The sequence below is a fragment of the Halomonas sp. LES1 genome, from assembly GCF_031846005.1.
Classification (GTDB): Bacteria; Pseudomonadota; Gammaproteobacteria; order Pseudomonadales; family Halomonadaceae; genus Halomonas.
The window spans coordinates 73,613-100,300 of the sequence record NZ_JAVRGC010000005.1; the positions used below are offsets into that span (position 1 = coordinate 73,613).

General features: G+C 66.8%; 25 protein-coding genes. 10 read left to right on the top strand and 15 right to left on the bottom strand.

Features of this window, described 5'->3' with window-relative positions:
- The first annotated feature begins 81 nt into the window (after positions 1-81).
- Together RM463_RS12085 and thpR are read left to right on the top strand one after the other, a co-directional pair.
- Positions 82-471, top strand: coding sequence for a RidA family protein (locus tag RM463_RS12085; protein WP_195688632.1), 390 nt, complete (start codon positions 82-84; stop codon positions 469-471).
- Between the two features lie 32 nt (positions 472-503).
- Positions 504-1,022, top strand: a complete 519-nt coding sequence (thpR, locus tag RM463_RS12090; RefSeq protein WP_195688633.1) for an RNA 2',3'-cyclic phosphodiesterase — start codon at positions 504-506, stop codon at positions 1,020-1,022.
- Between the two features lie 24 nt (positions 1,023-1,046).
- On the opposite strand, the gene RM463_RS12095 is transcribed toward thpR, so the two are convergent.
- The gene (locus RM463_RS12095) at positions 1,047-1,919 is read right to left on the bottom strand and encodes an SDR family oxidoreductase (protein WP_195688634.1); all 873 of its coding nucleotides are present in this window, start codon (positions 1,917-1,919) and stop codon (positions 1,047-1,049) included.
- A gap of 67 nt (positions 1,920-1,986) precedes the next feature.
- On the opposite strand from RM463_RS12095, the gene RM463_RS12100 reads away from it, so the two are divergent.
- Positions 1,987-2,907 (top strand): hydrogen peroxide-inducible genes activator, encoded by a 921-nt coding sequence (locus tag RM463_RS12100; RefSeq protein WP_195688635.1) that lies wholly within the window; start codon positions 1,987-1,989, stop codon positions 2,905-2,907.
- Complete coding sequence (recG, locus tag RM463_RS12105; protein ID WP_195688636.1) at positions 2,904-4,997, top strand: ATP-dependent DNA helicase RecG; 2,094 nt, start codon at positions 2,904-2,906, stop codon at positions 4,995-4,997. Before RM463_RS12100 ends, recG begins: the two co-directional genes overlap by 4 nt.
- Before the next feature lie 168 nt (positions 4,998-5,165).
- On the opposite strand, the gene yccS is transcribed toward recG, so the two are convergent.
- From yccS to RM463_RS12125, 4 genes are all read right to left on the bottom strand, one after another.
- Complete coding sequence (gene yccS / locus RM463_RS12110) at positions 5,166-7,322, bottom strand: YccS family putative transporter (RefSeq protein ID WP_311430166.1); 2,157 nt, start codon at positions 7,320-7,322, stop codon at positions 5,166-5,168.
- A gap of 11 nt (positions 7,323-7,333) precedes the next feature.
- Positions 7,334-7,690, bottom strand: coding sequence for a hypothetical protein (locus RM463_RS12115; protein WP_195688638.1), 357 nt, complete (start codon positions 7,688-7,690; stop codon positions 7,334-7,336).
- Between the two features lie 115 nt (positions 7,691-7,805).
- Positions 7,806-8,081 carry an HU family DNA-binding protein gene (locus tag RM463_RS12120; protein WP_195688639.1) on the bottom strand — a complete coding sequence of 92 codons (276 nt, stop codon included), beginning with the start codon at positions 8,079-8,081 and terminating at the stop codon, positions 7,806-7,808.
- A gap of 175 nt (positions 8,082-8,256) precedes the next feature.
- Positions 8,257-9,417: an FAD-dependent oxidoreductase gene (locus RM463_RS12125; RefSeq protein WP_195688640.1), complete on the bottom strand. Its 1,161-nt coding sequence runs from the start codon at positions 9,415-9,417 to the stop codon at positions 8,257-8,259.
- A 58-nt stretch (positions 9,418-9,475) separates the two neighbouring features.
- On the opposite strand from RM463_RS12125, the gene RM463_RS12130 reads away from it, so the two are divergent.
- The 4 genes from RM463_RS12130 to phoR all read left to right on the top strand — a co-directional run bounded on the left by RM463_RS12130 (position 9,476) and on the right by phoR (position 13,052).
- Entirely contained in the window at positions 9,476-10,042 is a 567-nt protein-coding gene (locus RM463_RS12130) for a chorismate--pyruvate lyase family protein (RefSeq protein ID WP_409229404.1), read from the top strand.
- A gap of 32 nt (positions 10,043-10,074) precedes the next feature.
- A complete protein-coding gene (gene ubiA / locus RM463_RS12135) occupies positions 10,075-10,965 on the top strand; it encodes a 4-hydroxybenzoate octaprenyltransferase (RefSeq protein ID WP_195688641.1) in 891 nt (296 codons plus the stop codon).
- 91 nt (positions 10,966-11,056) lie between these two features.
- On the top strand, positions 11,057-11,746 hold the full coding sequence (gene phoB / locus RM463_RS12140; RefSeq protein WP_311430168.1) for a phosphate regulon transcriptional regulator PhoB: 690 nt from the start codon (positions 11,057-11,059) through the stop codon (positions 11,744-11,746).
- Position 11,747: 1 nt separating this feature from the next.
- On the top strand, positions 11,748-13,052 hold the full coding sequence (gene phoR / locus RM463_RS12145; protein ID WP_195688643.1) for a phosphate regulon sensor histidine kinase PhoR: 1,305 nt from the start codon (positions 11,748-11,750) through the stop codon (positions 13,050-13,052).
- A 7-nt stretch (positions 13,053-13,059) separates the two neighbouring features.
- Here the strand turns inward: phoR and cysZ are convergent, their stop codons facing one another.
- From cysZ to RM463_RS12175, 6 genes are all read right to left on the bottom strand, one after another.
- Entirely contained in the window at positions 13,060-13,797 is a 738-nt protein-coding gene (cysZ, locus tag RM463_RS12150) for a sulfate transporter CysZ (RefSeq protein WP_195688644.1), read from the bottom strand.
- 66 nt (positions 13,798-13,863) lie between these two features.
- Positions 13,864-14,592: a phosphate signaling complex protein PhoU gene (phoU, locus tag RM463_RS12155; protein WP_195688645.1), complete on the bottom strand. Its 729-nt coding sequence runs from the start codon at positions 14,590-14,592 to the stop codon at positions 13,864-13,866.
- Positions 14,593-14,617: 25 nt separating this feature from the next.
- Positions 14,618-15,391 carry a phosphate ABC transporter ATP-binding protein PstB gene (gene pstB / locus RM463_RS12160; protein WP_409229402.1) on the bottom strand — a complete coding sequence of 258 codons (774 nt, stop codon included), beginning with the start codon at positions 15,389-15,391 and terminating at the stop codon, positions 14,618-14,620.
- A gap of 65 nt (positions 15,392-15,456) precedes the next feature.
- Positions 15,457-16,992, bottom strand: coding sequence for a phosphate ABC transporter permease PstA (gene pstA, locus RM463_RS12165; protein ID WP_195688646.1), 1,536 nt, complete (start codon positions 16,990-16,992; stop codon positions 15,457-15,459).
- Complete coding sequence (locus RM463_RS12170; protein ID WP_311430169.1) at positions 16,989-18,203, bottom strand: ABC transporter permease subunit; 1,215 nt, start codon at positions 18,201-18,203, stop codon at positions 16,989-16,991. The genes pstA and RM463_RS12170 overlap by 4 nt, the downstream gene beginning before the upstream one ends.
- A gap of 75 nt (positions 18,204-18,278) precedes the next feature.
- Complete coding sequence (locus RM463_RS12175) at positions 18,279-19,238, bottom strand: substrate-binding domain-containing protein (protein WP_311430170.1); 960 nt, start codon at positions 19,236-19,238, stop codon at positions 18,279-18,281.
- A 212-nt stretch (positions 19,239-19,450) separates the two neighbouring features.
- Between RM463_RS12175 and RM463_RS12180 the strand changes: the two genes are divergently transcribed.
- A complete protein-coding gene (locus tag RM463_RS12180) occupies positions 19,451-19,858 on the top strand; it encodes an acyl-CoA thioesterase (RefSeq protein ID WP_311430171.1) in 408 nt (135 codons plus the stop codon).
- A 150-nt stretch (positions 19,859-20,008) separates the two neighbouring features.
- Here RM463_RS12180 and RM463_RS12185 read toward each other — a convergent pair whose 3' ends face one another.
- The 3 genes from RM463_RS12185 to hexR form a co-directional block, all read right to left on the bottom strand.
- Positions 20,009-21,097: a TRAP transporter substrate-binding protein gene (locus RM463_RS12185; RefSeq protein WP_195688649.1), complete on the bottom strand. Its 1,089-nt coding sequence runs from the start codon at positions 21,095-21,097 to the stop codon at positions 20,009-20,011.
- Between the two features lie 144 nt (positions 21,098-21,241).
- On the bottom strand, positions 21,242-23,443 hold the full coding sequence (gene uvrD / locus RM463_RS12190) for a DNA helicase II (protein WP_311430172.1): 2,202 nt from the start codon (positions 23,441-23,443) through the stop codon (positions 21,242-21,244).
- A gap of 175 nt (positions 23,444-23,618) precedes the next feature.
- Positions 23,619-24,482: a transcriptional regulator HexR gene (gene hexR, locus RM463_RS12195; protein ID WP_195688651.1), complete on the bottom strand. Its 864-nt coding sequence runs from the start codon at positions 24,480-24,482 to the stop codon at positions 23,619-23,621.
- Between the two features lie 228 nt (positions 24,483-24,710).
- Here hexR and RM463_RS12200 point away from each other — a divergent pair, with 228 nt between their 5' ends.
- The gene (locus tag RM463_RS12200) at positions 24,711-24,926 is read left to right on the top strand and encodes a PA3496 family putative envelope integrity protein (RefSeq protein WP_132044663.1); all 216 of its coding nucleotides are present in this window, start codon (positions 24,711-24,713) and stop codon (positions 24,924-24,926) included.
- An 81-nt stretch (positions 24,927-25,007) separates the two neighbouring features.
- Here RM463_RS12200 and RM463_RS12205 read toward each other — a convergent pair whose 3' ends face one another.
- Positions 25,008-26,351, bottom strand: a complete 1,344-nt coding sequence (locus RM463_RS12205) for a sodium-dependent transporter (protein ID WP_195688652.1) — start codon at positions 26,349-26,351, stop codon at positions 25,008-25,010.
- Positions 26,352-26,688: the final 337 nt, after the last annotated feature.

The window sequence follows — 26,688 nt, forward strand, 5'->3', positions numbered from 1 at the left end:
CCCCGACCGGCCCGTCAGCGCCCCATGGGGCGAGCGGGCCGTTATTGATCGACGAAAATCAACCACACGATGGAGTACACCATGAGCAACAAGGCCGTGATCAACACCGAGAAAGCTCCCGCCGCCATCGGCCCCTACTCGCAGGCCATCAAGGCCGGCAACACCGTCTACCTCTCCGGCCAGATTCCCCTCGATCCGGCCACCATGGAGCTGGTCTCCGATGACTTCGAGGCCCAGGCCCGCCAGGTCTTCACCAATCTGCGCGCCGTCTGCGAGGAGGCCGCCGGCTCCCTGCAGGACATCGTCAAGCTCAACCTCTATCTGGTCGACCTGGGGCAGTTTGCGGTCGTCAACGCCATGATGGAGGAGTTCTTCGAGAAGCCCTACCCGGCGCGTGCCGCCATCGGCGTCAAGGCGCTGCCCAAGGGCGCGCAGTTCGAGGCCGAGGGTGTGATGATCATCGGCGACTGATAAGCACCCGAATAATTGATTCGGGCACTTATATGAGATTATTTCTGGCTCTCGAACCGCCCGACGATCTGCGCGAGCGGCTCGCTACGCTGGCCGACCTGGCCCAGGCCCGCTGCGGCGGTCGGCGGGTGCCGGACGCGAGCCTGCATCTGACGCTGGCATTCCTCGGCGAGGTCGACGAGGCCCGTCTTCCGGCACTTGTCGAGTGGGTGAGTGGCCAGGCACCGACGGGGGGCGTCTGGCGGCTGGATCGCTGGGGCAGCTTCCGGCGGCCGGGCATCGTATGGGTCGGGGGCAGGACGCCCGACCCGGCGCTCGATGCGCTGCAGGCGAGCCTGTGGGATGACCTGGAGCCACTCGACCTGAGCGGGCGACCAACGCACTTCGTGCCCCACATTACCCTGCTGCGACGAGCCGAGCGGATGGCCATCGAGCCCCTCGAGGCGCAGGCCCCGGTCGCGCTCGACTGGCGGTGGCAACGCCTGACGCTGCTGCGCTCCTACACCGAGCAGGATGGGGCCCGCTACGAGGCCCTGGCCCACTCGGCCTGAGAGAGCCGGAAGGGCTGCCCGCCCTCAGGCCTTCTCGGGCAGGAAGCCTCCCTCCCTGAGCACCTGGGCATAGCCCTCGCGGAAGCTGGGATACTGGAACGTATAGCCACTCTCCAGTAGCCGGGTGTTGCTGCAGCGCTTGCTGGCACGGCGACGCAGCGGAGACTGGATGGTCTCGGTGGCCTCCACCTTGAGCTGTTTCGCCAGCCAGGCCATGACGTCGTGCAGCGGCGCCGGCTCACTGTCGGTCGCCAGATAGAGCTCATCGACGGTCTCACCGGCGAGTACCCGACCGATCAGGTGAGCCAGCACGCCGGCACAGTCATCGCGATGAATACGATTGGTATACATGGCGGGGCTCGCCGGGGCGATGCGGCCTTCGCTGACCTGACGAATCAGACGGTCGCGGCCAGGCCCGTAGATCCCCGAGAAACGCACCACCGTGCCGGGCAGGTCGTGCTCGAGGAGTGCCCGCTCGGCCTCGCACATCAGCTGGCCGGAGAAACCGGTGGGCTCCGTGGGGCTGGTTTCATCCACGCTCTCGCCATCGCGCTGGGCATAGACGCTGGTGGAGGAGATGAAGAAGACGTGGCGCGGCGCCTTCTCGCGTGCGCCGAATTCCGCCAGGGCGGCCCGCAGCCCCTCGGGGTAGGCGGCACGATAGGCGGCCTCCTCGAAGCGGTCGGCGCTGGCTACATAGACCAGGATATCCGCGTCCGGCAGGCCAGCCAGGCTGGCGGGATCGGCGAGGTCGGCGGTAGCCGCCTCCAGGCCCGCCTCCTTGAGCGACTCGACACGGCGGCGTACGCCAATCACGGGCTGGCCTTGCGCCTGCAGGCGCTGGCCCAGTGCCGTGCCGATGTCCCCGCAGCCCAGAATCAATGTCGTTGTCTTCACCTTTGCCTCGCCCCCTGATAGAAAGGTCCTATTGGAAATCCACAAGGATGCCCGCTAGGCAACCCTCATGACTCTAACAGAACTCCGCTATATCGTGACACTGGCCCAGGAGCGCCACTTTGGTCGTGCCGCCGAGCGCTGCTTCGTCTCCCAACCGACCCTGTCGGTGGCGGTGAAGAAGCTCGAAGAGGAGCTCGGCGTCCCGCTCTTCGAGCGCTCCAAGTCAACGGTGCAGGTCACACCGCTCGGCGAGAAGATCGTCGAGCAGGCCCAGCGGGTGCTGGAACAGACCAGCGTGATCAAGGAGCTCGCCACCGCAGGCCGTGACCAGCTGGCAAGCCCGCTGCGCATCGGCGCCATCTACACCATCGGCCCCTACCTCCTTCCTCATCTGGTGCCCGAGCTTGCACGCAGCGCACCCCAGATGCCGCTCTATATCGAGGAGGGCTTCACCGGCAGCCTGCGCCGCAAGCTGCGCAGCGGCGAGCTGGACGCCATCATCGTGGCGCTGCCCTTCACCGAGACCGATGTACTGACCAAGGCACTCTATGAAGAGGAGTTCGAGGTGCTGGTCCCGGCGGACCACGCCTGGGCCAGCCGCGACAGCGTGCACAAGGAGGAGCTGCTCAATGAGCGCCTGTTGCTGCTCGGCGAGGGTCACTGCTTCCGAGACCAGATTCTCGAGGCCTGCCCGGCCATCAGCCAGAAGCTCGCAAGCCCCAGCAATACGCTGACCGCCGAAGGGGGCTCGCTGGAAACCATCCGCCATATGGTCGCCTCCAAGCTCGGCATCACGGTGCTGCCCCACTCGGCCATTGGTACCGTCCACTACGAGAGCGGCCTGCTCGAGAGCGTACCGTTCGCGGCCCCCGCCCCGGGGCGGACCGTCGCCATCGCCTGGCGCGCCAGCTTCCCCCGGCCCAGGGCGATCGACGCCATCACCGAGGCCGTCGCTCGCTGCCGCCAGGCCGACACCGTCAAGACATGAGCGCCGAGAACACGCCCCTCGACGCCCCGGTCACCTCGCTCAAGGGGGTCGGCGAGGCGCTCTCCCTGAAGCTGTCCCGGCTGCGCATCGACAGCGTGGCCGACCTGCTCTTCCACCTGCCGCTGCGCTATCAGGACCGCACCCGCATTACCCCCATCGGCACCCTGCGCGCCGGCCATGAAGCGGTGGTCGAGGGCGAGGTGATTGCCGCCGAGGTCGTGCGGGGCCGGCGCCGCAGCCTGCTGGTGCGACTGCGCGACGGCAGCGGCCTGCTCAGCCTGCGCTTCTTCCACTTCTCACCGGCGCAGCAGCAGCAGTTTCAGCCCGGTAGCCGAGTGCGCGGCTTCGGTGAGGCGCGTACCGGTGCCACCGGGCTCGAGCTCTACCACCCTGAGTATCGCCTGCTCAAGACCGATGCGCCGCCGGTAGAGGACCACCTCACCCCGATCTACCCCACGACCGAGGGGTTGCACCAGACCCGCCTGCGCGCCTTGATCGAGCAGGCCCTGGAGCGGCTCGATGACGCTCCCGAGGCGCTGCCCGACTGGATCACCGCGGACCTGCGAAGCCGCTTCCGGCTGCCCGGACTGCATCGCTGTCTTCATGTGCTGCACCAGCCACCGCCGGAGATCGACCCCGAACAGCTGGCCGGGGGGCACCACCCGGCGACGCGTCGGTTGGCACTGGAGGAGCTGCTCGCACACCGCCTCAGCCTGCAGACGGTGCGCCTGCGCATTCAGGAGGATGGTGCGCCCCCCCTGCCCTCGGGCCGTGGGCTGCAGGCCCGCTTCCTGACCCAGCTGCCCTTTTCGCTGACCGCCGCCCAGCGCCGCGTGCTCGACGAGATCGGCGCCGACCTGGCCCGGGAGCTGCCCATGCTGCGGCTGGTGCAGGGCGATGTGGGTTCCGGCAAGACCGTGGTGGCCGCCATGGCGGCCCTGGCCGCCATCGCCGGGGGGTGCCAGGCGGCGATGATGGCCCCCACCGAGATCCTGGCCGAGCAGCACTATCGCGCCTTCCGGGCCTGGTTTACCCCGCTGGGCATCGACGTCGCCTGGTTGGCCGGCAAGCTCAAGGGCAAGGCACGCCTCGACACCAAGGCGGCGATTCAGGATGGCCGCGCCCAGATGGTGGTGGGCACCCATGCGCTGTTCCAGGGCGATGTGCACTTTCAGCGCCTGGGCCTGGCGATCGTCGACGAGCAGCACCGTTTCGGGGTCCATCAGCGCCTGGCGCTGCGTGAGAAGGGTGAGGCCGGCGGCCTTACCCCGCATCAGCTGGTCATGACCGCCACGCCTATCCCACGCACCCTGGCGATGAGTGCCTACGCCGACCTGGATGTCTCGGTGATCGACGAGCTGCCCCCGGGCCGCACCCCGGTCAGGACCGTGGCGATGCCCGATGAGCGACGTCCCGAGGTCGTCGAGCGCATCCGCCATGCCTGCGCCGAGGGGCGTCAGGCCTACTGGGTCTGCACCCTGATCGAGGAGTCGGAGGTGCTGGAGTGCCAGGCCGCCGAGGCGACCCGGGACGAGCTGGTGGAGGCGCTGCCGGAACTCGCCATCGGCCTGGTACACGGCCGCATGAAGGCCGCCGAGAAGGCCACGGTGATGGAAGCCTTCAAGGCCGGGGAGCTGGATCTGCTGGTCGCCACCACGGTGATCGAGGTGGGGGTCGATGTACCCAACGCCAGCCTGATGATCATCGAGAACCCCGAGCGCCTGGGCCTCTCCCAGCTGCACCAGCTGCGTGGCCGGGTCGGCCGCGGTGCCACCCGGAGCTTCTGCGTGCTGCTCTACCATCCGCCGCTGTCGGCCCACTCCAGAGAGCGCCTGGCGGTAATGCGCGAGACCAGCGACGGCTTTCGCATCGCCGAGAAGGATCTGGAGCTGCGCGGTCCCGGCGAGGTGCTGGGCACCCGCCAGACGGGGCTGGCCCAGATGAAGATCGCCGACCTGGAGCGCGACGCCGACCTGCTCGACCGGGTCGCGCCGCTCGCCGAGGCGCTGATGGCCAGCCACCCCGAGGCCAGCCAGCCGCTGATCCGGCGCTGGCTGGGTGAGGAGGCTGGACGCTACGGCCAGGTGTGACGCCGTAAGCTGGAAGCTGGAAGCTGGAAGCTGGAAGCTGGAAAACAGCATAGCCGCTTGGGGACAGGCCCCGGCGGAGGAAACACCGTAAGCACGGTGCACCAAGACTAGCCGAGACGGCTTGGCCGGGGCCTGTCCCCTGAGGATCATGCTCCAGTAACTCAGGGGTCAAGGGGTTTCTTCGAGCTTCTGACTTCCAGGCGCGAAGCGCCGCTCTTCAAGTTCCTGTGCGGCTTCTCGCAGCGGCACCAGCTGTCGAGCGATCAGCATCAGCTGCGCCCCCAGCAGCGAGTCCGACTCTCCCTCGGCTACCTCGAGCGCCTCCCCCGGGGGGATCGGCTCGCGCCGCTCCAGCGCCAGGGCCAGATCATCCAGCTCGGCGATAATCGCCTCGGCCAGGGCACTCTCCGCCGGGGTGACTCCCTGGCTCTCGCCGCGATGGGCACCCAGGGCGGACAGATAGTTGAGCAGGGTATGGGCATGCAGCTGGAAAGGCACTCCCCGCTCGGCATCGCGTCGAAAGGGGCCCGGCTCCTGCTGCATATTGGCCAGCATGGCGGCGAGCTCCGCATCGGCGTTATGCGCATTGCGGCGCGCCAGTCGATAGGTCAGGTCGTCACGCTTGCCCTCGGCGTACTGCGCCACCAGTGCCGCCAGGTAGTCCCGTTCCGAGGCCACGGCGGCGGCGGCCTGGCGATGCAGTCGCCTGCCCTGCCAGTCGGGCAGTATGGTCAGCACCGCCAACCCGGCAATTCCCGCGCCCAGCAGGGTATCCACCAGACGGGGCCAGATCAGCCCGAAACCGTCGCCCACCTGATTGAAACAGCTCAGCACCATCAGGGTGATGGCCGCCGTGGCCAGGGTGTAGTGACGCCCGCGCAGGGCAAAGAAGGCGACCCCGGCGACCACCGCGATTCCCGCCTGGAGCGCCGGCGCCGGGAACAGGGTGATCAGCGCCCAGCCCGCCACCAGCCCCAGCACAGTTCCCAGGATGCGCTGCCACAGGAAGCGCCGGGTGGCCCCGAAGCTGGGGCGACAGACAAACAGGCTGGTCAGCAGTATCCAGTAGCCCTGGGTGGGATGGATCAGATGCAGCAGGCCGAAGCCGGCCACCAGGGTGGTAGCGAGCCGTACGGCGTGACGAAAGACCGGTGAGCCTGGGGTCAGCTGCGCCTGCAGGCGTTCGACGACCTCCCCCAGTCCCTGGGGGGTGCGGTCGTGGAGCACCCTGTCACCGCGCTCCCCGAACTCCGGGTGACGGGCCCTGGCCAGGGCTTGTGCCAGGGTCGCCAGGTTATCGGCCACGGCCTCCAGGGCGGGCAGCAGCGCCTTGCGCTCGTCGGTCAGCTCTCCGCGCAGATGTACCAGGGAGGCGTCGAGATCGACCAGCGCCTGCTCGCTCGGTGCCAGATCGAAGCTGCGCTTGAGCAGCAGCCCCCGGGCCAGGGTGCGGCACGCCTCGCCCTGTCGGGAGAGTACCCGCTGCATCCGAAACAGCACGTCATGATGAAAGAATGCCTCGGCCAGCTCGGCATAGGGGGAGTGGGAGGAGCTGGCCCGCTCATGGATCTCCTGGGCGATCATGTAGAGCCCCAGATAACGGGCCAGGCGCAGCGATTCGCGCTGCCCCTCCAGGCGGCGGAAGAGGCGCTCCTTGGCGTCGTTGAGGGCCTCCACCACAACGCCATTCTGATGCGCCAGGGCCAGGCGCCGGCTCTCCACATCCAGTTCGCGCAAGGGCTCGAACAGCGCCGCCTTGAGGCCGAGGTAGCGGGCCAGCTCACGGTAGACCCGTGCCAGGGCAAGCTGCAGCGGCTGACGCGAGAAGAGCGCACACCAGACGACCGAGATCACTCCATACCAGGCGGCACCGGCCACCAGCAATGACGGTTCGCGCCACAGTTCATCCAGCACCAGGCTGCCGCGCTGCTCGAGGCTGATCAGGGTGTAGATGGCCAGGATCAGGGTGGCGTTGGCGATGGTGGCGTAGCGCTGGCCGACGGCGCCGAACATGGTCATGCCGAAGGCGGCCACACCCAGGCTCACGACGAGGAGCCAGGGATGGACGAAGAGCAGCTCCATCGCCAGCGAGGCCAGCGCGAAGCAGACCAGGGTGACCAGCAGGGCGGCCAGCCGCCCGGGCCAGTCGTCATCGGTCTCGGCCAGGGCGCAGGCGATGGCCCCCAGGAACAGCGGAATCAGGCTGGCCATATCGCCGCGCCACCAGCACAGCAGGGTGATGCCACCCAGGGCAATAAACACCCGCAGGCTGTAGGCGGCGGCCTCGAGGGTCCAGAAGCGCCGCAGGACCAGTGACGGAGACATGGTGAGGCGTGTCAGAGGTGGCGCAGCAACTTCTGCAGGCGCTGCAGGTCGTTGGCATCGCCCACCAGGCGCACACGGCCCTCCATCATGCCGTCGAGGAAGACCCGCTGGCTCGGCTTGCGCAGCACCTCGAGCGCGGTCGTCGCATCCTCGAAGCGCAGCTCCAGGTCGAGATCCACCGGCAGGCCGCGGCCATGCTCGATGCCACGAGGCGACATGCGGTAGTGGCGGGCGATGGAGAGATCCTCGGTGGCCACCCCCCAGTCGAGATGGCCCATCTCGTCGAGGAGCTCGCGGAAGCGTGCCTTGCGACGCAAGGCGCGCTTGAGTAGCCAACCCAGCACCCAGAGCATCAGTTTCAGCTTCATGTCATCACCACCGGATCCCTGGAGAATAGGGGGAAAGACGCCTGGCACCGGAAAGGGGCCAGGCGTTCGGGGGCACTTTCCCGGAGTGACGTTCCCGGGGTTGCTTTCCCCGGAGTTACTTGGCCACGGCGTCCTTGAGGCCCTTGCCCGGCTTGAAGGCCACGGTCTTGCTGGCCGGAATGTTCATCGGCTGACCGGTCTGGGGGTTCTTGCCGGTGCGCGCGGCACGCTCGCGCACGGCAAAGGTACCGAAGCCGATCAGGGTGACATCCTGCCCCTGGGAGACACTCCCGGTGATCTCGTCGAGAATGACATTGAGCACCTGGCTCGCCTTGTCCTTGGACAGATCGGCACGCTCGGCAATCGCCGCCGCGAGTTCTGGCTTACGCATACAACCCTCCTGGTATTGACACTGGGTCCCGACACCTTCGTCGGGAGATAGCTGTCATGGCAGACGACGCTCGCCGTTCACTCGGTTGTCTCACCGGGCGACGGGCGAGCGACGTCGAAAGAGATACTAACGATCTACTACAACATAGGGCGACCCTGGGACCGCCATCGCCGACCTAGCCTAGCAACGCCGGCGCAGCCCGCGCCAGTTCGACTTTCCGACGCACACAGCTTCCTGTCAACGCAAATCCGATCAAACGGCTGTCCTCGGCCTCGGCCAGGGCGGTCAGATCCCCCGCCTCGCCCTCGATGCGCCAGCGCGCCGGGGGATGGGCGGGCGGCAGCGATACTACCGGCAGCAACGGCGTCTTGACCAGCACCGGCCAGGGGCCATAACGCACCGGCGTCGGCGTGCCGGCAAGAGTATGCGCCAGGGCCCTGGCGCCGGCCTGCAGCGGCTGCACATACATGGCATTGACGCCGTCGACGCAGGCCACATCGCCCAGGGCATGCACCCCCGGCGCCGAGGTGGCCATCAGGCGATCGGTATGAATCCCCGCGGCGCTGACCTCGACCCCCGCCCTTTCGGCCAGTGACGTGCGAGGCCGCAGCCCCGTCGCCAGCAGCACCAGATCGGCCACCACCGATCCACCACCGTCGAGCTCGACGACGGCCTCGCTGCCCTCGGCAGCCAGCCCGGCGACACCGCTCCCCATGCACAGGGCCATGCCCGCCGCGTGGAACGCCTCCCCCAGCGCCCGGCCCAGCGGCTCGGGGAGCAGCCGCGGCAGCGGTGCCGTTTCCGGTGCGACCAGGGTCACCCGGTGGCCGCCCGCCAGCAGGTCGTTGGCGAACTCGCAGCCCACCAGGCCGGCACCGATGATCGCCACTCGGGCGGAGCGGCCCAGGGCGCCTATTGCGGCGTGGAAGGCCCGATAATCATCCAGGTCGTTGATCGCCATCACCCGACCGGCCAGGGACGCCGGAATATCGAAGGGCATGGTGGGCGCCGCTCCGGTCGCCAGCACCAGCTCGCCGTAGGTCAGCCGCTCCTCCCCGATATGCAGGATGCGGGAGTCGGTATCGATGGCGTCGACGCGAGTCTGGGTGCGCACCACTGCATTCAGCGATTCTGCCACCGCCAGGGCATCACGGGCCGCCAGCCGCTCGGGTGGCAGCCCCTTGGTGAAGCCGGTTGAGAGCAGCGGCTTGGAGTAGTCGTCACCGCTGTCGGCGGTGATCAGGGTCACCGACCGCTCCTTGTCCAGGGCACGCAGCTGGCGCAGCAGGCCAAGGCCCGCCATGCCGCTGCCGAGAATGGTCAGGGGGGCACTCATGGGTCTCCTCGTCGAGGATGGGTGGTGGTTGCGCATGGTACACTACCCGCCCCCATGGATGGACAGAGAGTCCGCGGTGTCCGATTCCCGATCCCACGCCCAGCATGGCCCCGCGCGCTGGTTACCCCTGGCCGCCGTCCGCCCCACCATGAGCCCGGCCTGGCGCCAGTGGGTAGGCTCGCGGGACTCCTTGACCCTGCGCCTCACCGAGGCGGGGCGCCCGCGTCCCTTCCGGGTCCACCTGATCGACCAGCGCACCGGTGCGCTGCGGCGCGACGAGGCCCAGGCGCTGGACCTCCCCCCGGGCCGCCAGGCCTGGCGGCGCGAGGTCGCGCTATGCCTGGGCGAGACGCCCTGGGTGGTGGCACGCTCGGTGGCCCCGCTCGAGGGCCTGCCCGCCCACGAGCTGGCGCATCTCGGCGAGCGCTCCCTGGGCAGCTGGCTGTTCCGTCAGCCCGACCTCGAGCGCGGCGAGATCGAGGTCACCCGTGACCCGGCAGGCTTCCAAGAGACCCGCGGGCCCTGGGGACGCCGTTCGGTATTTCACCACGGTGGCTTCCGCGTGCTGGTGCAGGAGTGGTTCCTCGACGCCATGGCGGATGACCTCGGCCTGCCTTCGCGCTAGGCTTTGGTGTTCCCACCCGCCACGAGGTAGAGATGGACCGCTCTTTGATGCGCCCCACGGGCCTGGCCCGACTCCCCGACTTCCTGCGCCTGACACGCCTCGACCGTCCCATCGGCACCTGGCTGCTGATGTGGCCTACCCTGTGGGCGCTGTGGACCGCCGCCGAGGGGCTGCCCAGCCGTCGCCTGCTGCTGATCTTCATCGCCGGCGTCTATCTGATGCGTGCCGCCGGCTGCGTGATCAATGACTACGCCGACCGCCATGTGGACGGCTACGTCAAGCGCACCCTCGACCGCCCCCTGGCCACCGGGCGCATCGGCGAGGGCGAGGCCCAGGCGCTGTTTCTGATGCTGGTGGCGGGCGCCTTCGTGCTGGTGCTGTTCACCAACCTGTTCACGGTGCTGCTCTCCATCGGTGGGGTGATACTGGCCTTCATCTACCCCTTCATGAAGCGCTACACCCATCTGCCGCAGCTGTTTCTGGGAGCGGCATTCTCCTGGGCGATCCCCATGGCGTACGGTGCGGTGCTCGGCCATGTGCCCTTCGAGGCGTGGCTGCTGTTCGCGGCCAATGTGGTGTGGACCATCGCCTACGACACCCAGTACGCCATGGTCGATCGCGACGACGACCTGAAGGTCGGCATCAAGTCCACCGCGGTGCTGTTCGGCAGCGCCGACCGCTTCATGATCGGCCTGCTGCAGATCGTGACGCTGCTGCTGCTGGCCTGGGCCGGCACACGACTCGCCCTGGGCGGCTTCTTCTGGCTGGGGCTGGTGGCCATGGCGGCCACCTTCGTCTGGCAGCACTGGCTGATCCGCGAGCGCGAGCGGGAGCCCTGCTTCCGGGCCTTTCTCAACAACTACTGGTCGGGTCTGCTGGTGTTCGCGGGCATCGCCCTGAGCCTGTGGCCAGGCATCCAGTAGCCGTGCCTCCGGTGCGGGCCGGCCTGTCATGTCAGTGTCATAATGTCGTGATCTACTCGACATCGACCCGTCATTGACCCGAGGCTTCAGGATGACCGCCAAGACCGTACTGATCGTCGATGATGAAGCGCCCATCCGCGAGATGATCGCCATGGCGCTGGAGATGGCCGACTATCGCGTGCTCGAGGCGGACAACGCCCAGACCGCCCATGCCATGGTGGTCGACCACCAGCCCGACCTCCTGCTGCTCGACTGGATGATGCCCGGCACCAGCGGCATCGAGCTGGCGCGGCGCCTCAAGCGCGACGAGACCACCGCCGAACTGCCGATCATCATGCTCACCGCCAAGGGCGAGGAGGACAACAAGATCCAGGGGCTCGAGGCCGGCGCCGATGACTATATCACCAAGCCCTTCTCGCCCCGGGAGCTGGTGGCACGCCTCAAGGCCGTGCTGCGCCGGGCAACGCCCCATGGTGTCGAGGAGGCGGTGGAGGTGGATGGCCTGCGGCTCGATCCGGTCAGCCATCGGGTCAGCGCCGACGGGCAGGAGCTGGGGGTGGGCCCTACCGAGTACCGCCTGCTGCAGTTCTTCATGACCCACCAGGAGCGCGCCTACACTCGCAGCCAGCTGCTCGATCAGGTGTGGGGCGGCAACGTCTACGTGGAGGAGCGCACCGTCGACGTGCATATCCGCCGCCTGCGCAAGGCGCTGGGCGAGCGCCATCAGCACCTGGTACAGACGGTGCGTGGCACCGGCTACCGGTTCTCCACCAAGGGCTGACGTGAGGCACTGGAGGCATGAGCTATGGCGCCTGCTTCTGCTCGCCGGCCTCGGTCTGGCGGTCGGCTGGCCGCTGGGCGCGCCGGGGGCCGGCCTGGCCCTGGGGCTCGCGCTGAGCCTTGTCTACCATCTCTATCAACTGCACCGCCTTCACCACTGGCTGACCCATGACAGCCAGGCCGAGCCGCCCTCGGCCGCCGGGCTATGGGGTGAGCTGATGGATCGCCTCTACCGCTACCAGAAGGTCCAGCGTATCGCCCAGGAGCGACTGCGCAGCACCCTGGGGCGGATTCAGGAGTCCTCCGAGGCCATGCGCGACAGCGTGGTCATGCTCGACCGACACGGCGACATGGAGTGGTGGAACAGCGCGGCGGCTCGGCTGCTGGGGCTGGAAGCGCCCCATGATCGCGGCCACCATATCACCAACCTGCTGCGCGACCCGCGCTTCGTCGAGTACTTCCATGCACGCGACTACCGCGACTCCCTGACCCTGCCCTCCCCCATCGACGAGCGGACCATCCTGGAGTTTCAGATCACCCTCTATGGCGACGACGAGCGGCTGCTGATGGCCCGCGATATCACCCGCCTGCATCGCCTCGAGGAGATGCGCCGGGACTTCGTGGCCAATGTCTCCCATGAGCTGCGCACCCCTCTCACCGTGCTGGCCGGCTACCTGGAGACCTACGCCAGCTTCGCCGACCAGCTGCCCCCACGGTTCGCCAGGGGACTCGGCCAGATGCAGGAGCAGACCACCCGCATGCAGAACCTGGTCCAGGACCTGCTGCTGCTGTCGCGGCTGGAGATCGACCGCAGCGGCAGCGACCATGCCCCGCTGGACATGGTCAGATTGCTGGAGGGCGTAAAGCGGGATGCCATGGCGCTATCCGGCGGTCGCCATCACATCCGGGTGGAGCTCAAGGAGCCTCGCGCCCTGGTGGGCAGTGAACAGGAGGTTCGCAGCGCCCTCTCCAACCTGGCCTTCAACGCCGTGCGCTACACCGCCGAAGGCAGTCATATCACCCTGAGCTGGCGCCCCGGGCCCGACCATGGCGCCTACCTGGAGGTGGTCGACGACGGCGAAGGCATCGACCCGGTGCATGTTCCGCGCCTTACCGAGCGCTTCTACCGGGTCGACAAGGGGCGCAGCACGGCGACCGGCGGTACCGGCCTCGGCCTGGCCATCGTCAAGCACGTGCTGCTACGCCACGACGCCCGCCTGGAGATCGACTCACGGCCGCGCCAGGGCACCACCTTTCGCTGTCTCTTCCCCGCTACCCGACTGGAAGGGGAGACCCGCGCGACCTGACGCCGCCTCAACGACGGGTTGGCAGGTCGGCGGGCAGGTCACGATAGTGGCCGTCCCACATCAGCACCGCGGCGGCCACCGCCCCGGGCAGCAGGAAGAGGTTGGCCAGCGGGATCCAGGTGATCAGGGTCACCCCGCCCCCATAGGTCATGGTCGGCCACCAGCGCATCCTGAGGCGGCGTCGCATCTCGGCGAAGCTGACCTTGTTGTTGTCCATGGGGTAGTCGAGATAGGTGATCGCCATCATCCACGCCGAGAACAGCGCCCAGAGCAGCGGGGCCACCAGATTGACCACGGGAATCCAGCTGAGCACGAACAGGGCCGCCATGCGCGGCAGGATATAGACCAGCTTGACCAGCTCGCGGCCCAGGGCATCCAGTGCGGTTCTCGTCAGTCCCCGGTCATCCAGCGGCTGCCGCCCGGTGGCCTCGATCTCCACCCTTTCGGCCAGAAAGCCGTAGAAGGGCGCGGCGACAAGGTGCGTCACCAGGGTAAAGGTGAAGAACACCACCAGCACCAGGCTGACCACGAACAGCGGCCAGATCAGCCACTCCAGCCAGGCGAGCCAGCCCGGTACCAGGCTCATCCAGTGGTCCAGCCAGCTGCCGAAGTTGGCCAGCACGAACCACAGCATGGCGACGTAGACCAGCAGGTTCACGGCGATGGGGGCAAACACATAGCGGCGCAGGCCGGCGCCGTAGACCAGGCGGGTACCACGGGCCAGGGCCGTGAAGGCATCAAGCATTTCAGCGTCTCTTGCAGCGATCGAGATCAAGGGGCTGCGTTATTGACGACGAAACACCGGCGATGGTCAACCCCTGCGGGCAATGGCCTCGGCATCCAGGTCATCGGGCGCGGTATGGCGGATATCCATGCCGTTGACCAGATAGACCACATATTCGGCGAGGTTGTTGGCATGGTCGCCGATGCGCTCCAGGGCACGCAGGATCCACATCAGGCTGAGCACCGGCGAGATCGAGCGCGCATCCTCCATCATGAAGGTCATCAGCGAGCGCATGGCGCTCTGGTACTCGCTGTCGACCTGCTCATCCTCGTGGACCAGCTTGAGCGCCAGCTCGGTATCGAGCCTGGCGAAGGAGGTCAGCGCATCGCGCACCATGCGCCGCACATGTTCGCTGATCATGCGTACCTCCACGAAGCCGCGGCTGCCGTTATCGCCCTCGATCAACTCACAGGAGTTGCGGGCGATCTTGCTCGCCTCGTCACCGATGCGCTCCAGATCGGAGGCGGCGCGGATCACCGCCAGCACCAGACGCAGGTCGGACGCGGTAGGCTGTCGTCGCGCCAGGACCTGGGTGCACTCCGCATCGATCCTGATCTGCATGTCGTTGACCGTGCGATCATTTTCGACCACCTGACGGCCCAGTGCGGAATCCCCCTCGAGCAGGGCCGCCACGGCATCCTGGACCTGTTTCTCGACCAGGCCCCCCATCGCCATCAGCTGGGTCTTGAGCTCCTCGAGCTCCTGATTGAACTGACGGGAAATGTGCTGGCTGTGGATATCGCTGCTGATGTCCATGGGACTCTCCTTGGGGCCGGACCCTTCAGGTCATGCGCCCGGTGATGTAGTTCTCGGTGCGCGCGAGGCGCGGATGGGTGAACAGCGTCTGGGTGGGGCCGTACTCCACCAGCTCGCCCTGCTCGAGGAAGGCGGTGAAATCGGAGACCCGTGCCGCCTGCTGCATGTTGTGGGTGACCAGCACCAGGCTGAGGCGCGACTTCAGGTTGCCGATCAGCTCCTCGATCTTCAGCGTCGAGATGGGATCCAGGGCAGAGGCCGGTTCGTCGAGCAGCAGCACCTCGGGCTGAACCGCCAGGGTCCGGGCGATCACCAGGCGCTGCTGCTGGCCCCCCGAAAGTGCCCAGGCAGAGGCCCGAAGGCGATCCTTCACCTCCTCCCAGAGTGCCGCGGAGCGCAGCGCCCACTCGACGCTATCGTCCATCTGGCGCCTGCGCATCCCCCCCTGCAGGCGCAGACCGAAAGCCACGTTGTCATAGATCGACATGGGGAAGGGATTGGGCGCCTGGAAGACCATGCCCACCCGGCGCCGCAACTCCGCCACCTCCACCTCGGGGGCGTGAATATCCTGCCCTTCGAGGCGAATCTCGCCGCACCGCACCACCTCCTCGTTGAGATCGTGGAGTCGGTTGAGGGCGCGCAGCAGGGTCGACTTGCCGCACCCGGATGGGCCGATAAAGGCCGTCACCCGGTGGCGTGGCACGCGCAGGGTGAGATCGCGCAGCGCCGGCTTGTCGCCATACGCAAGGCTCACCCCGGTGATCTCCAGGCAGCTTTCGGAGGCGGCGAAGTCGATGATCGGCCCTCTCGCGGCGGATGACGACGTGAAAACGGACACCAGACAGATTCTCCTCGAGGCCACCGCTAGACGCGCGACGGCACCTCATGACGCAGCCTCAGATGATGGCGCAGAAATATTGCAGTCAGGTTAAGCATCAGGATCACCAGCACCAGCAACAGTGCCGTGGCGAAGGCCAGCGGCATGGCGGCCTGGACATCATCGCCATGGAGGGCGGTGTCGTAGATATGGTAGCCAAGATGCATGAACTTGCGTTCAAGATGCAGGTAGGGGAAGTCGCCGTCCACCGGCACCCGGGAGGCCAGCTTGGCGACCCCCACCAGCATCAGGGGCGCCACCTCGCCGGCGGCCCTGGCCACGGCCAGGATCATGCCGGTCAGCATGGCGGGCAGCGTCATCGGCAGCACCACCCGGGTCAGCATCTCCATGCGGGTGGCGCCCAGCGCCAGGGCTCCCTCCCGCTGATGGTCGGGCACCCGAGCCAGCCCCTCCTCGGTGGCCACGATCACCACCGGCAGGGTCAGCAGGGCCAGGGTCAGGGAGGCCCACAGCAGGCCGCCGGTGCCGAAGGTAGGGGATGGCAGTCGTTCGCTGAAGAACCACTCGTCCAGGCTCCCGCCGATGCCATGGACGAACACTCCCAGCCCGAACACCCCGAAGACGATGGAGGGAACCCCGGCCAGGTTACGCACACCGATGCGCACGATGCGAGTCAGCGCTCCCTGATGGGCCACCTCATTGAGATAGATGGCGGCCAGCACACCGAAGGGGGTCACCACCAGCGACATCAGCAGCACCATCAACATGGTACCGAAGATCGCCGGCCACACCCCTCCGGCGCTGTTGGCGGCGCGTGGCCCCTCGGAGAGGAAGCGCCACACGCCTTCTGCCCAGGCAACCACTCTGTCGGGCAGCGTCATGGCGTTGGGCCGCCAGGCACGTAGTACCTCCTCCAGGGGCTGCTCGACACGCCGCCCGTCGGCGCTCTCCACTATCAGGGTAGCGCCGCCCATGGCCGCCTGAAGCTCACGGATACGCCCATTGGCCGCGACCAGCGCCGCGCGAGCCTCGTCGCTGTCGACGGTCTCGAGGCGACGAACCAGAGGCATCACCACCTCGTCGCGCAGGCGGTTGCGTTCGTCGCGCAGCCTCTCCAGCGCCTTCAGTCGCGCCTCCAGGGCGGGCCAGGCAGCCTCGCCGACATGGCTCTCTTCCTCCCCTTCGAGCGCTACCAACCGACCGACAAGATCGCCCCAGCGGCTGCGCTCCATCATCACCAGCTCGGCTGGGTAGTCGATCCTGGCGATCTCCCCCAGCTCGACCCAGCGCCAGCGGTCACCCTCCAGATCCCGGTTGGCGGTGAAGTAGAGGCGCTCACGCCGGGTGTCGCCGGGGATCGTCTCCTCACGCACCGCGATGCCGGCGAAGGGCGAGCCGGCGTGAGGCGTCACCACGGCCACCTCGGCGGGCCAGAAATGGCCCAGCCCACGCGTGGCCAGCAGCAACAGCAGAGCCAGCAACAGCAGCAGCGACAGCGCCACACTGCCGGCGGCCAGCCAGGGCCAGGGGCCTTCACCGTAGCGTCGCCACGACCCTCTCATGCTCCTCCCTCCCGGCGTCGATAGCGGCGCCGCAGGCGAGTACGCATCACTTCGGCCAGGGTATTGACCAGAAAGGTGAAGAGAAACAACACCAGCGCCGCCAGGAACAGCAACCGATAGTGGGTACCGCCGACGGCGGCCTCAGGCAGCTCGATGGCAATGGTCGCCGACAGCGAGCGCAGCCCCTCCAGGGGACTCAGGGTCATCAGGGCGGTATTGCCGCTGGCCATCAACACGATCATGGTTTCACCCACCGCCCGGCCGGCGCCGATCATCACCGCGCTCAGGATGCCCGGTGAGGCCGCGGGCAGCACCACCCGCCAGAGCGTCTGCCAGCGGGTGGCACCCAGTGCCTGGGCACCCTCGGCGAGGCTATCGGGCACCCCGTTCAGGGCATCCTCGGCCAGCGCATAGATGCCGGGGATCACGGCAAAGCCCATGGCCACACCGACGATCATGGCATTGCGCGCCGCATAGTCGAGGCCCAGGGTGGCGGCGAGCCAGCCACGCAGATCTCCCCCCACCAGCGCCGCCTCGAGCCAGGGCGCCAGACACAGGGTGATGGCCCCCACCATCAGCAGCCAGGGCATCAGCCACACTCCCGCCCAGCCAAGGGGCAGCTGCCTCCCCAGTGGCGCCGGCAACAGCCCCCTCGCTCCTCCTGCCAGCAGCACCCCAAAAGGCAAGGTGATCACCAGCAGCAAGGTGGCGATTAAATGCCGCTCTACCCAGGGCGCCAGCAGCAGGCCGGCAACGAAACCGACCACCACCCCGGGCATGGCCTCCATCAGCTCCAGGGTAGGCTTCAACCGGGCCCGCAGGCGACGCGGCATGTAGAGCGCCGAATGCACCGCGGCGCCCAGCGCCAGGGGAACCGCGAACAGCAGCGCCCACAGCGCGGCCTTGAGCGTGCCCCAGGCAAGCGGCAGCATGCCGTAATGCGCCGGACTGGCCTCCCCCAGGGGCTCGGGCCGCCAGCGATGCCGGGGCTCGACGGCCCCCTCCACCGGCTGAGGGCGCCACAGTGCATCGGTATCAATAGCATCCGCCCCCAGAAAGAGCGGTATCACCTCCAGCGCCAGAAACACCCCGATGGCCAGTACCGATACCAGCACCCCGATGCCCCCCGCGGTGATCAGCAGGGTCGCCAGGCGGTCGCGAAGGCGACGACGACGCAGGTGCAGCGAGGGAGGCGGGCGAGAGTCGATCATGGCCACTCATCAGGCGCGGAGGATAGAAACAGGAACACCACTTTACGACAGAACGATGACAGTCGCGTGACAGCGCTACTCGGCCATCGGCAGCGAGGCCAGCCAGTCGCGCTGCTGCATCAGCCGCTCCTCGGTCAGGGTGACGAAGCCCAGCTCCTCGACCACCGCCTGGCCCTGCGGGGAGAGCACCAGCTCGAGGAAGGCATGCTCCGGCCCCGTCAGCGCACTGCCGGGGGGCAGGTTCACATAGAGATAGAGGTAACGCCACAGGGGGTAGTCGCCGCGGCGCACGGCCCGAGGCGTGGGTGAGACGGCCCGGCCCTGGGCGTCATGGAGCTGAAGCGCCCTGACGCCGGCGGTCAGGTGATTGAGACCCACGAAGCCGATGGACGATGGCTCGGCGGCCACCGCCGCCGCCACCGCCGCCGAGCCGGGGTGCTCGTTGAGACGCACCCGGAAACCGCCACCACACAGGGCTCGCCTGCGAAACAGATCATGGGTCCCCGAGGCGACGTTGCGTCCATGCAGCACGATACGGTCCTCCGGCAGCATGCCCCCCAGCTGGGACCAGCGTTCGACCCCCTGGTCGGCACCGCAGCGACGCGACTCCGAAAAGATGGCATCCAGCTCCCGACGACCGAGGCTCTCCAGCGGATTATGGCGATGCACGATGACCACCAGGGCATCGCGAGCCACCTTCAGTTCCACGGGAGGATAGCCATGGCGGGCGATAAAGGCCTCGCGCTCGTGATCATTCATGGGCCGCGACATCGCGCCCAGGCGCGCGGTGCCAGCGGTCAGCGCGGCCGGGGCGCTGGCCGAGCCACTGGCCTGAAGCTGCAGGCGCACCCCCGGATGGCGCTCGGCCAGCCGCTCCCCCCAGCGCAGCATGGGACCCGCCAGGGTGTCCGATCCCACCGCACTCAGCGGTCCGATGACATCATCCGCCGGTACCCGTACCGCCAGCAGAAGCAGCAGCACGCCAAGCAGCGGTGCCATCCAGCGTAACCATCTGCGTTCATCGACTCTGGCCATGTGGCCTCCCCTCACCCCGGCGTCCTCTACCCATGCTACCCCACGGCCGACTGCGGAGCCGCGCCCGCGGCCTGCCGACTGATAGTTTGGGCAACGGCTTCTCGCTATCCTCTACCCTGCCACACGTCACACGGGGCTGGAGGGTGAGCGAGCCCGGGTTTACCATGGGTCCGGTCTCGCCCCCAATAACAAGCCAGGATGATGACACCTTCATGACAGAACTCGATGACAGCCCGCGCCCACGGGGAGAGCTGACTCTCAAGCTGCTGGCCAGTCGCCAGGACACCAACCTCCACGGCGATATCGCCGGGGGCTGGCTGGTTGCCCATATGGATCAGGCCGCCGAGCTGGCGGCCGACCGGGAGGCCAACGGTCGCACCGCCACCGTGGCGATCGAGTCGATGGACTTCCTGTGTCCGGTGCGGGTCGGCTCCACGGTCAATATCTTCACCCGCCTGGTCGAGATCGGCCATAGCTCCATCCGCATCGACGTCGAGGTGTGGATCCGCCAACCCCATGAACGCAATCCCGACGAGCTCCACAAGGTGACCGAGGCTCGCTTCGTGATGGTGGCCATGGATGACAATGGGCGCATCCGTGCGGTGCGTCGCGAGACCTGACTGCTTCCACCAATGCAGAGCGGGGGCGCCACTCGGCGCCCCCGCTCTGGTTTTCAAACACCCCCCGGCCGATAGCCGCCATTTCATGCCGGTTCAGTGGCATACGCCGGGGGCCGTGGCCGATCGGCCCTCTGCCGAGGGGTCATGCCCTCAGGACTGCACCGCCTCACGCGCCTTGAGGTAGGCAAACTCGCCGGCATCGTTGGACGCCCGCACCAGCTTCTGGAAGGCGACGTAGGAGTCATGGACCTTCTTCGAGTCCGGGTCGCTCTCGACCTGCTCGGCGATCACCTCCTGGGAGGCTTCATAGAGCGCCTTCATCACATCCTCGGGGAAGATGCGCAGCTTGACTCCATGCTCGTTGACCAGGGTATCCAGGGCCTGGGCGTTGCGGAAGGTGAACTCGCTGATCATCGCCAGATTGGCCGCCCGAGCCGCCTCGGTCACCACCGCCTTGAGATCATCGGGCAGGGCATTCCAGGCCTCCAGGTTGACGGTTCCCTCGAGGATCGCACTGGGCTCGTTCCAGGCCGAGGTGTAGTAGTAGTCGGCCACCTGGTGAAGACCGAAGGCCAGGTCGTTGTAGGGACTGACCCAGTCGGCGGCATCCAGCACCCCGGTCTGCATGGAGGTGAAGATCTCCGAGCCCGGCATGGTGACGGTGGTGACACCGATACGGTTCATCGCCTCACCGGCCAGGCCGGGCAGACGCAGCTTGAGCCCCTGCAGGTCCTCCAGGGAGTTGATCTCCTTCTTGAACCAGCCGCCGGGCTGGGTAGTGGTATTGCCCACCGGGAAGGGCTTGAGATTGTGCTTGGCATAGAGCTCGTCCCACAGTTCCTGACCGCCGCCGTAATAGAGCCAGGCGTTGGTTTCCTGGGTCGTCATGCCGAAGGGCACGGCGGTAAAGAACTGTGACGCCGCTACCTTGCCACGCCAGTAGTAGGAGGCGGAGTGACCCATCTCGGCGGTACCGGCGGCCACGGCATCGAACACTTCGAGTGCCGGTACCAGTTCACCGGCACCATGCACGCGGATACGCATGCGACCGCCGGAGAGTGTCTCGATGCGCTTGGCGAACTCGCTGGCACCGGTACCCAGGGCCGGGAAGTTCTTGGGCCAGGAGGTGACCATGTTCCAGGTGATGGTCTCCTGGGCCTTGGCGGTGGAGACGAAGGGGGCGGCGACCACACCGGCGGCGCCGGCACCCAGGGTGGTCAAGAACTTGCGACGTTGCATTCAGGCATCACTCCGTACGGATTATTATGCGAGCACCGCGCCTGTCGCGCGGCTGTGTCCGCCTGGCAGTATGCTCCAGACGTGAACAGACCCACAAGCCACCCGCTGCCGTGAACGTCAACGGAAACTCAGGCACCCTGAATGTCACAGTGGCGTCAGCTTGGCGAAGCCCAGCACCAGCCACTTGTCCCCCTCCCCCGCGAAGCTGACCTGCACCCGCGCCCGGGGACCCTCGCCCTCGGCATTGAGGATCACCCCCTCACCGAATACCGGATGACTGACCCGCTGCCCGAGGGAGAGCGATGGCAGGTCATCACCACCGTTGACCTCGCTCTGGCGCAGCCCGGTGGGGCGCGAGGTGGTGACGGGTCGCGATACCTGGCCGCGCAGGCGCACCTCCTCGAGATACTCCTCGGGAATCTCGCGCAGGAAGCGCGAGGCGCGCTGGAAGGTCTCCTTGCCGTGCAGCCGGCGAATCTCGGCATGGGTCAGATAGAGCTTGCGCATGGCGCGGGTCAGGCCCACGTAACAGAGGCGACGCTCCTCTTCCAGGCGGCTCGGGTCCTCCGCCGACATGCGGTGGGGAAAGAGCCCCTCCTCCACCCCGGCGATAAACACCACCGGGAACTCGAGACCCTTGGCCGAGTGCAGGGTCATCAGCTGAACGCTATCCTCGAACTCGTCGGCCTCATGCTCGCCGGCGTTGAGCGCCGCCTCGGAGAGGAAGGCCTCCAGCGCCGTGGCCCCCTCGCCGGCCTCCGGTGCATCGAAGGCGTCGCCCTGGGTGAAGGCCCTGGCCGCGGTGACCAGCTCCTCGAGGTTCTCGACCCGCGCCTGCCCCTTCTCTCCCCTCTCATTGCGATGGTGCTCGAGCAGCCCGGTACGCGCGATCACATGGTCGATGATCTCGTGGAGCGCGAGGCCGGCGCCATCGTTGTCCAGAGTATCGATCAGATCGGCGAAGGCCTGCAGAGCGGTGCCGGCACGCCCCTTGAGGGCGCCGTCGGCCAGACCATCATGGAGCGCCTGCCATAGCGAAACGCTCCCCTCGCGGGCACGCCGGCGCAGCAGTTCCACGGTACGCGTGCCGATGCCCCGGGCCGGCACATTGATCACCCGCTCCAGGGAGGCATCATCATCGCGATTGAGCAGCAGTCGCAGGTAGGCCAGGGCGTTCTTGATCTCCAGACGCTCGTAGAAGCGATGACCGCCATAGATACGATAGGGCACGCCCTGGCGGATCAGGGTCTCCTCGATCACCCGCGACTGGGCATTGGAGCGGTAGAGAATGGCGATCTCGCGGCGATTGACGCCCTCCTCGACCCGTTCGCGCAGCGTGTCGACGATAAAGCGCGCCTCGTCGAGGTCATTGAAGCCGCTGTAGACCGAGATCGGTTCGCCGCGCTCGCCGGCGGTCCATAGCGTCTTGCCCATGCGCTCGGCATTGTGGCCGATCAGGGCGTTGGCGGCCTCGAGGATGGCACTGGTGGAGCGATAGTTCTGCTCCAGGCGCACCGTCTTCGTCTGCGGGAACTCGCGCTCGAAGCGGCGAATGTTCTCCACACGAGCGCCACGCCAGCCATAGATCGACTGATCATCGTCTCCCACCACGGTCATCGGCGTGGTCATGCCGGTCAGCAGCTTGAGCCAGGCGTACTGCAGGGTATTGGTGTCCTGGAACTCGTCCACCAGCACATGGGCGAAACGCTGCTGGTAGTGGGCCAGTAGCGCCGGGTTGTCACGCAGCAGCTCAAGGCTACGCAGCAGCAGCTCGCCGAAGTCGACCAGGCCGCCACGCTCACAGGTCAGCTGATAGCGATCATAGAGCTCGACCATCAGGCCCAGGTAGGCATCGCCATGCACATCGACCTGATGGGGGCGTAGCCCCTCCTCCTTGCAGCCGGAGATGAACGACTGCACCTGACGGGGCGGGAAGCGTTCGTCATCGATGTCGCTCTCCCTGATCAGTCGCTTGATCAGGCGCAGCTGGTCATCGCTGTCGATGATCTGGAAATGCTGGGGCAGGCGAGCGTCCTGCCAGTGGGTGCGCAGCAGGCGATGGGCGATGGAGTGGAAGGTGCCGACCCAGACATGGCGCAGTGACGTGCCTACCAACGCCTCCAGACGCGTGCGCATCTCGCGGGCCGCCTTGTTGGTAAAGGTCACAGCCAGCACCGCATAGGGGGAGAGCCCCTCGGCCTGCATCAGCCAGGCGATGCGCTGCACCAGCACCCGGGTCTTGCCGGAGCCGGCCCCGGCCAGCACCAGCATATTGCCCTGGGGGGCGCTGACCGCCTCGCGCTGGGCGGCATTCAGGTGGTCGAGGATCGCCGTGACGTCGTCCATGGTAAGGCTGTGCCGGGTCGAGAATGGCCGACCAGCTTACCATATGCCCCTGGCTGGAAGCTTACCCCCTGAGGGCACCGTAAGCAGGGTGCACCAACGCGGACTGGGCGGCTTGGCCGGGATCTGTCCCCTGCGGGAGGCGAGCTGTCCCCGGGCAAGCCGTATCCTCAAGTGGCTACGGCTTGCCGTCCTGCTCCGGAAAACGCAGCGGTGTCAGGCTCTTCTTCACTTCACGAAGCTGTTCGGCGAGCTTGGGACCGCGGGTCTTGGCCACGCCCACGGCCAGCACATCGACCAGCACCAGATGGGCGATGCGCGAGCTCATGGGCGTGTAGATCTCGGTGTCCTCATGAACGTCGATATACAGCGGCAGGGTCACCTCCTCGGCCAGCGGCGAACCGTCGGGGCACAGCCCGATCACCGTGGCACCGGCCTCCCGTGCCAGGCGCACGCTGGCCACCAGCGCCCGGGTGCGGCCGGTCTGGGAGATGGCGACCACCACATCCCCCTCCTTGAGGGTCACCGCCGACATGTTCTGCATATGCGGGTCGGCATAGGCGGCGGTGGAGATCTGCAGACGGAAGAACTTGTGCTGAGCATCGAAGGCCACCGCGCCGGAGGCCCCGAAGCCGTAGAACTCGACCCGATTGGCCATGGCCAGGGCATTGATCGCCTTGCTCAGCGCCTCGTTGTCGAGGCGGTCGCGCACCGACAGCAGGGTGCCCACGGTGGAGTCGAAGATGCTGTGGGAAAACTCCGCCACCGAGTCACTGTCGTTCATCGAGAACTGGGCGAACTGGCTGCCGGCCGCCAGCATCTGCGCCAACTTGAGCTTGAAGTCCTGGAAGCCGTTGCAGCCCAGCGCCCGACAGAAGCGCACCACCGTCGGTTCGCTGACCTTGGCTTCGGTCGCCAGGTCGACGATTCGCATATGGATCACTTCCTCGGGGTTGCGCAGCACGAAGCGCGCCACCTTCTGCTCGGAGCGGCGGAAGTGCTCCATGCGGTGTCTCATCTCATCGAACAGGGCACGACTCACACGGAACTCCTTGGCTGGCCACCGCAATGCGATGACGAACGATCATGGTATCTGACTCATGGTATCCAATTACAGTATGCCCGAAGGCGGGGCCATATGGGCAGTGCGCCTCCGCCCGGGGAGCGTTGAGGCAGCGTCATGAGGAAAAGACTCACGCCGTCATCATTCTGTCAAGTGATGTATAGTAACAAGTGCAGTGTCGCGTAGCGTCCAAGGAGAGAGTCGATCATGCACAAGACCGAACGGTTAACCTCCCTGAAGAGTGAACTTCTCGACATCTTCATGAGCATGGAAGTCCATGAGCACGAAGAGCGCACCCGCACCGCCGCCCAGCGTCACCTGCGGGCCCGGCGTGGCATCGAGCTCCACAGCGAGTTCAAGCAGCTGGCTCGGGAGATCGCCGAGTTGCCAGAAGCCGAGCTCACCGAGGACGCCATGCACTGACGTCACCCCACGATATGCAACGAGCCCCGCCAGGGCGGGGCTCGTCAGGGCTTGAAGCCAGTACCGTGATGGTCGGCGAGCCTAGACCAGGCCGTAGACGAACACCACGACCACCCCGATCGGTGCCACCACACGAGACACCACCTGCCACAGCTGAGCCTGACCGGCCGAGAGCCCCAGCTCGTTGATCACGCTGTCGCGGTCGAGACGCCAGGCCACGAACAGGATCGCGCCCAGGCCGGTCAGCGGCAACATGAACTTGCTGGTGAGGGTATCCAGGAAGTCGAAGACGTTCAGCCCCAGGATCAGGAACTCGTCCCAGACGTTGAACGACATCAGCGCCGCAATACCCAGCACCCAGACCGCCACACCGGCCACCAGGGTGGCCGCGACACGCGATAGCGGCGTGCGCTCCTCGAGCAGCTCCACCGTCGGCTCCAGCAGCGAGATCGCCGAAGTCAGGGCGGCGAAGGTCAGCAGCAGGAAGAACGCCAGGCCGAGGATGGTACCCCAAGCCATGTTGCCGAAGGCCAGCGGCAGGGTGACGAAGATCAGCCCCGGTCCCTCGCCCGGGCTCAGGCCATTGGCGAAGACGATGGGGAAGATCGCCATGCCGGCCAGCAGCGCGATGGCGGTATCCAGAATGATCACCGTGCGTGCCGTACCGATCAGGCTGACGTCCTCACCCAGATAGGAGCCATAGGCCAGCATGATGCCCATGCCCAGCGACAGGGTGAAGAAGGCCTGTCCCATGGCGGCCAGCACTACCTCACCGTTGATGGCGCTCCAGTCGGGGCTGAACATGAAGGCCATGGCCTCACCGAAGTGACCGGTGGTCATGCCATAGATCACCAGCACCACCATCAGGATGACCAGTGCCGGCATCAGAGTCTTGACGGCACCCTCCAGGCCCTTGGTCACGCCGCGAGCCACGATAAAGATCACCAGCGCCATGAAGGCGGTATGCCACAGGGTCAAGGCGGTGGCGTTACCCAGCAGGCCACTGAAGATGGCGCCGACACCATCGGAGTCCATGCCCGTGAACTTGCCGGTGACCGAACCCAGGGTATAGAAGAGCGACCAGCCGCCGATCACGCTGTAGAAGGAAAGAATCAGGAAGGCACCCAGAACGCCACTGACCCCGACCAGTGCCCAGGCCGGCAGACGACCGCTCTGACGAGCCAGGTCGAGCATCGAGTTGATCGGGTTCTTCTGGCCACGGCGGCCGATCAGCCATTCGGCGACCAGGATCGGCAGGCCGACCAGGGCCACACAGGCCAGGTAGATGAGCACGAAGGCCGCGCCCCCGCTATCCCCTACCATATAGGAGAAGCGCCAGATATTGCCCAGCCCCACCGCCGAACCGGTGGCTGCCAGGATAAAGGCCATCTTCGATGACCACTGTGCATGGGAGAGTTTGGACATGTTTCACCCTGTGTGTACGTGTCGCCAGCGGCCGATCCGGCGCGTTGGCGGCTTGTGCTTGTCATTGCCACGTCCAGAGCGTCATGGATTACATGACACCGTCCAGAGCATGACAGGATCCGGGCAGGATCACTGCCGTTGCGCTTCACGATCGTCGGCGGGTGGCCGTTGACCGAAGAGCACGGGAGCGCAGGACCATCGCAAGATCGACGCAGGTTCAGCGCCAAATCCAGTCAGAATCCGGGGGTATGAGCACTCCGGACCATAAAACTATCCGATCAAACACTCGATGGCCAGCGTCTTCTGTGGTTTGGCACTTGCTCTTTAGGAGCAGGGG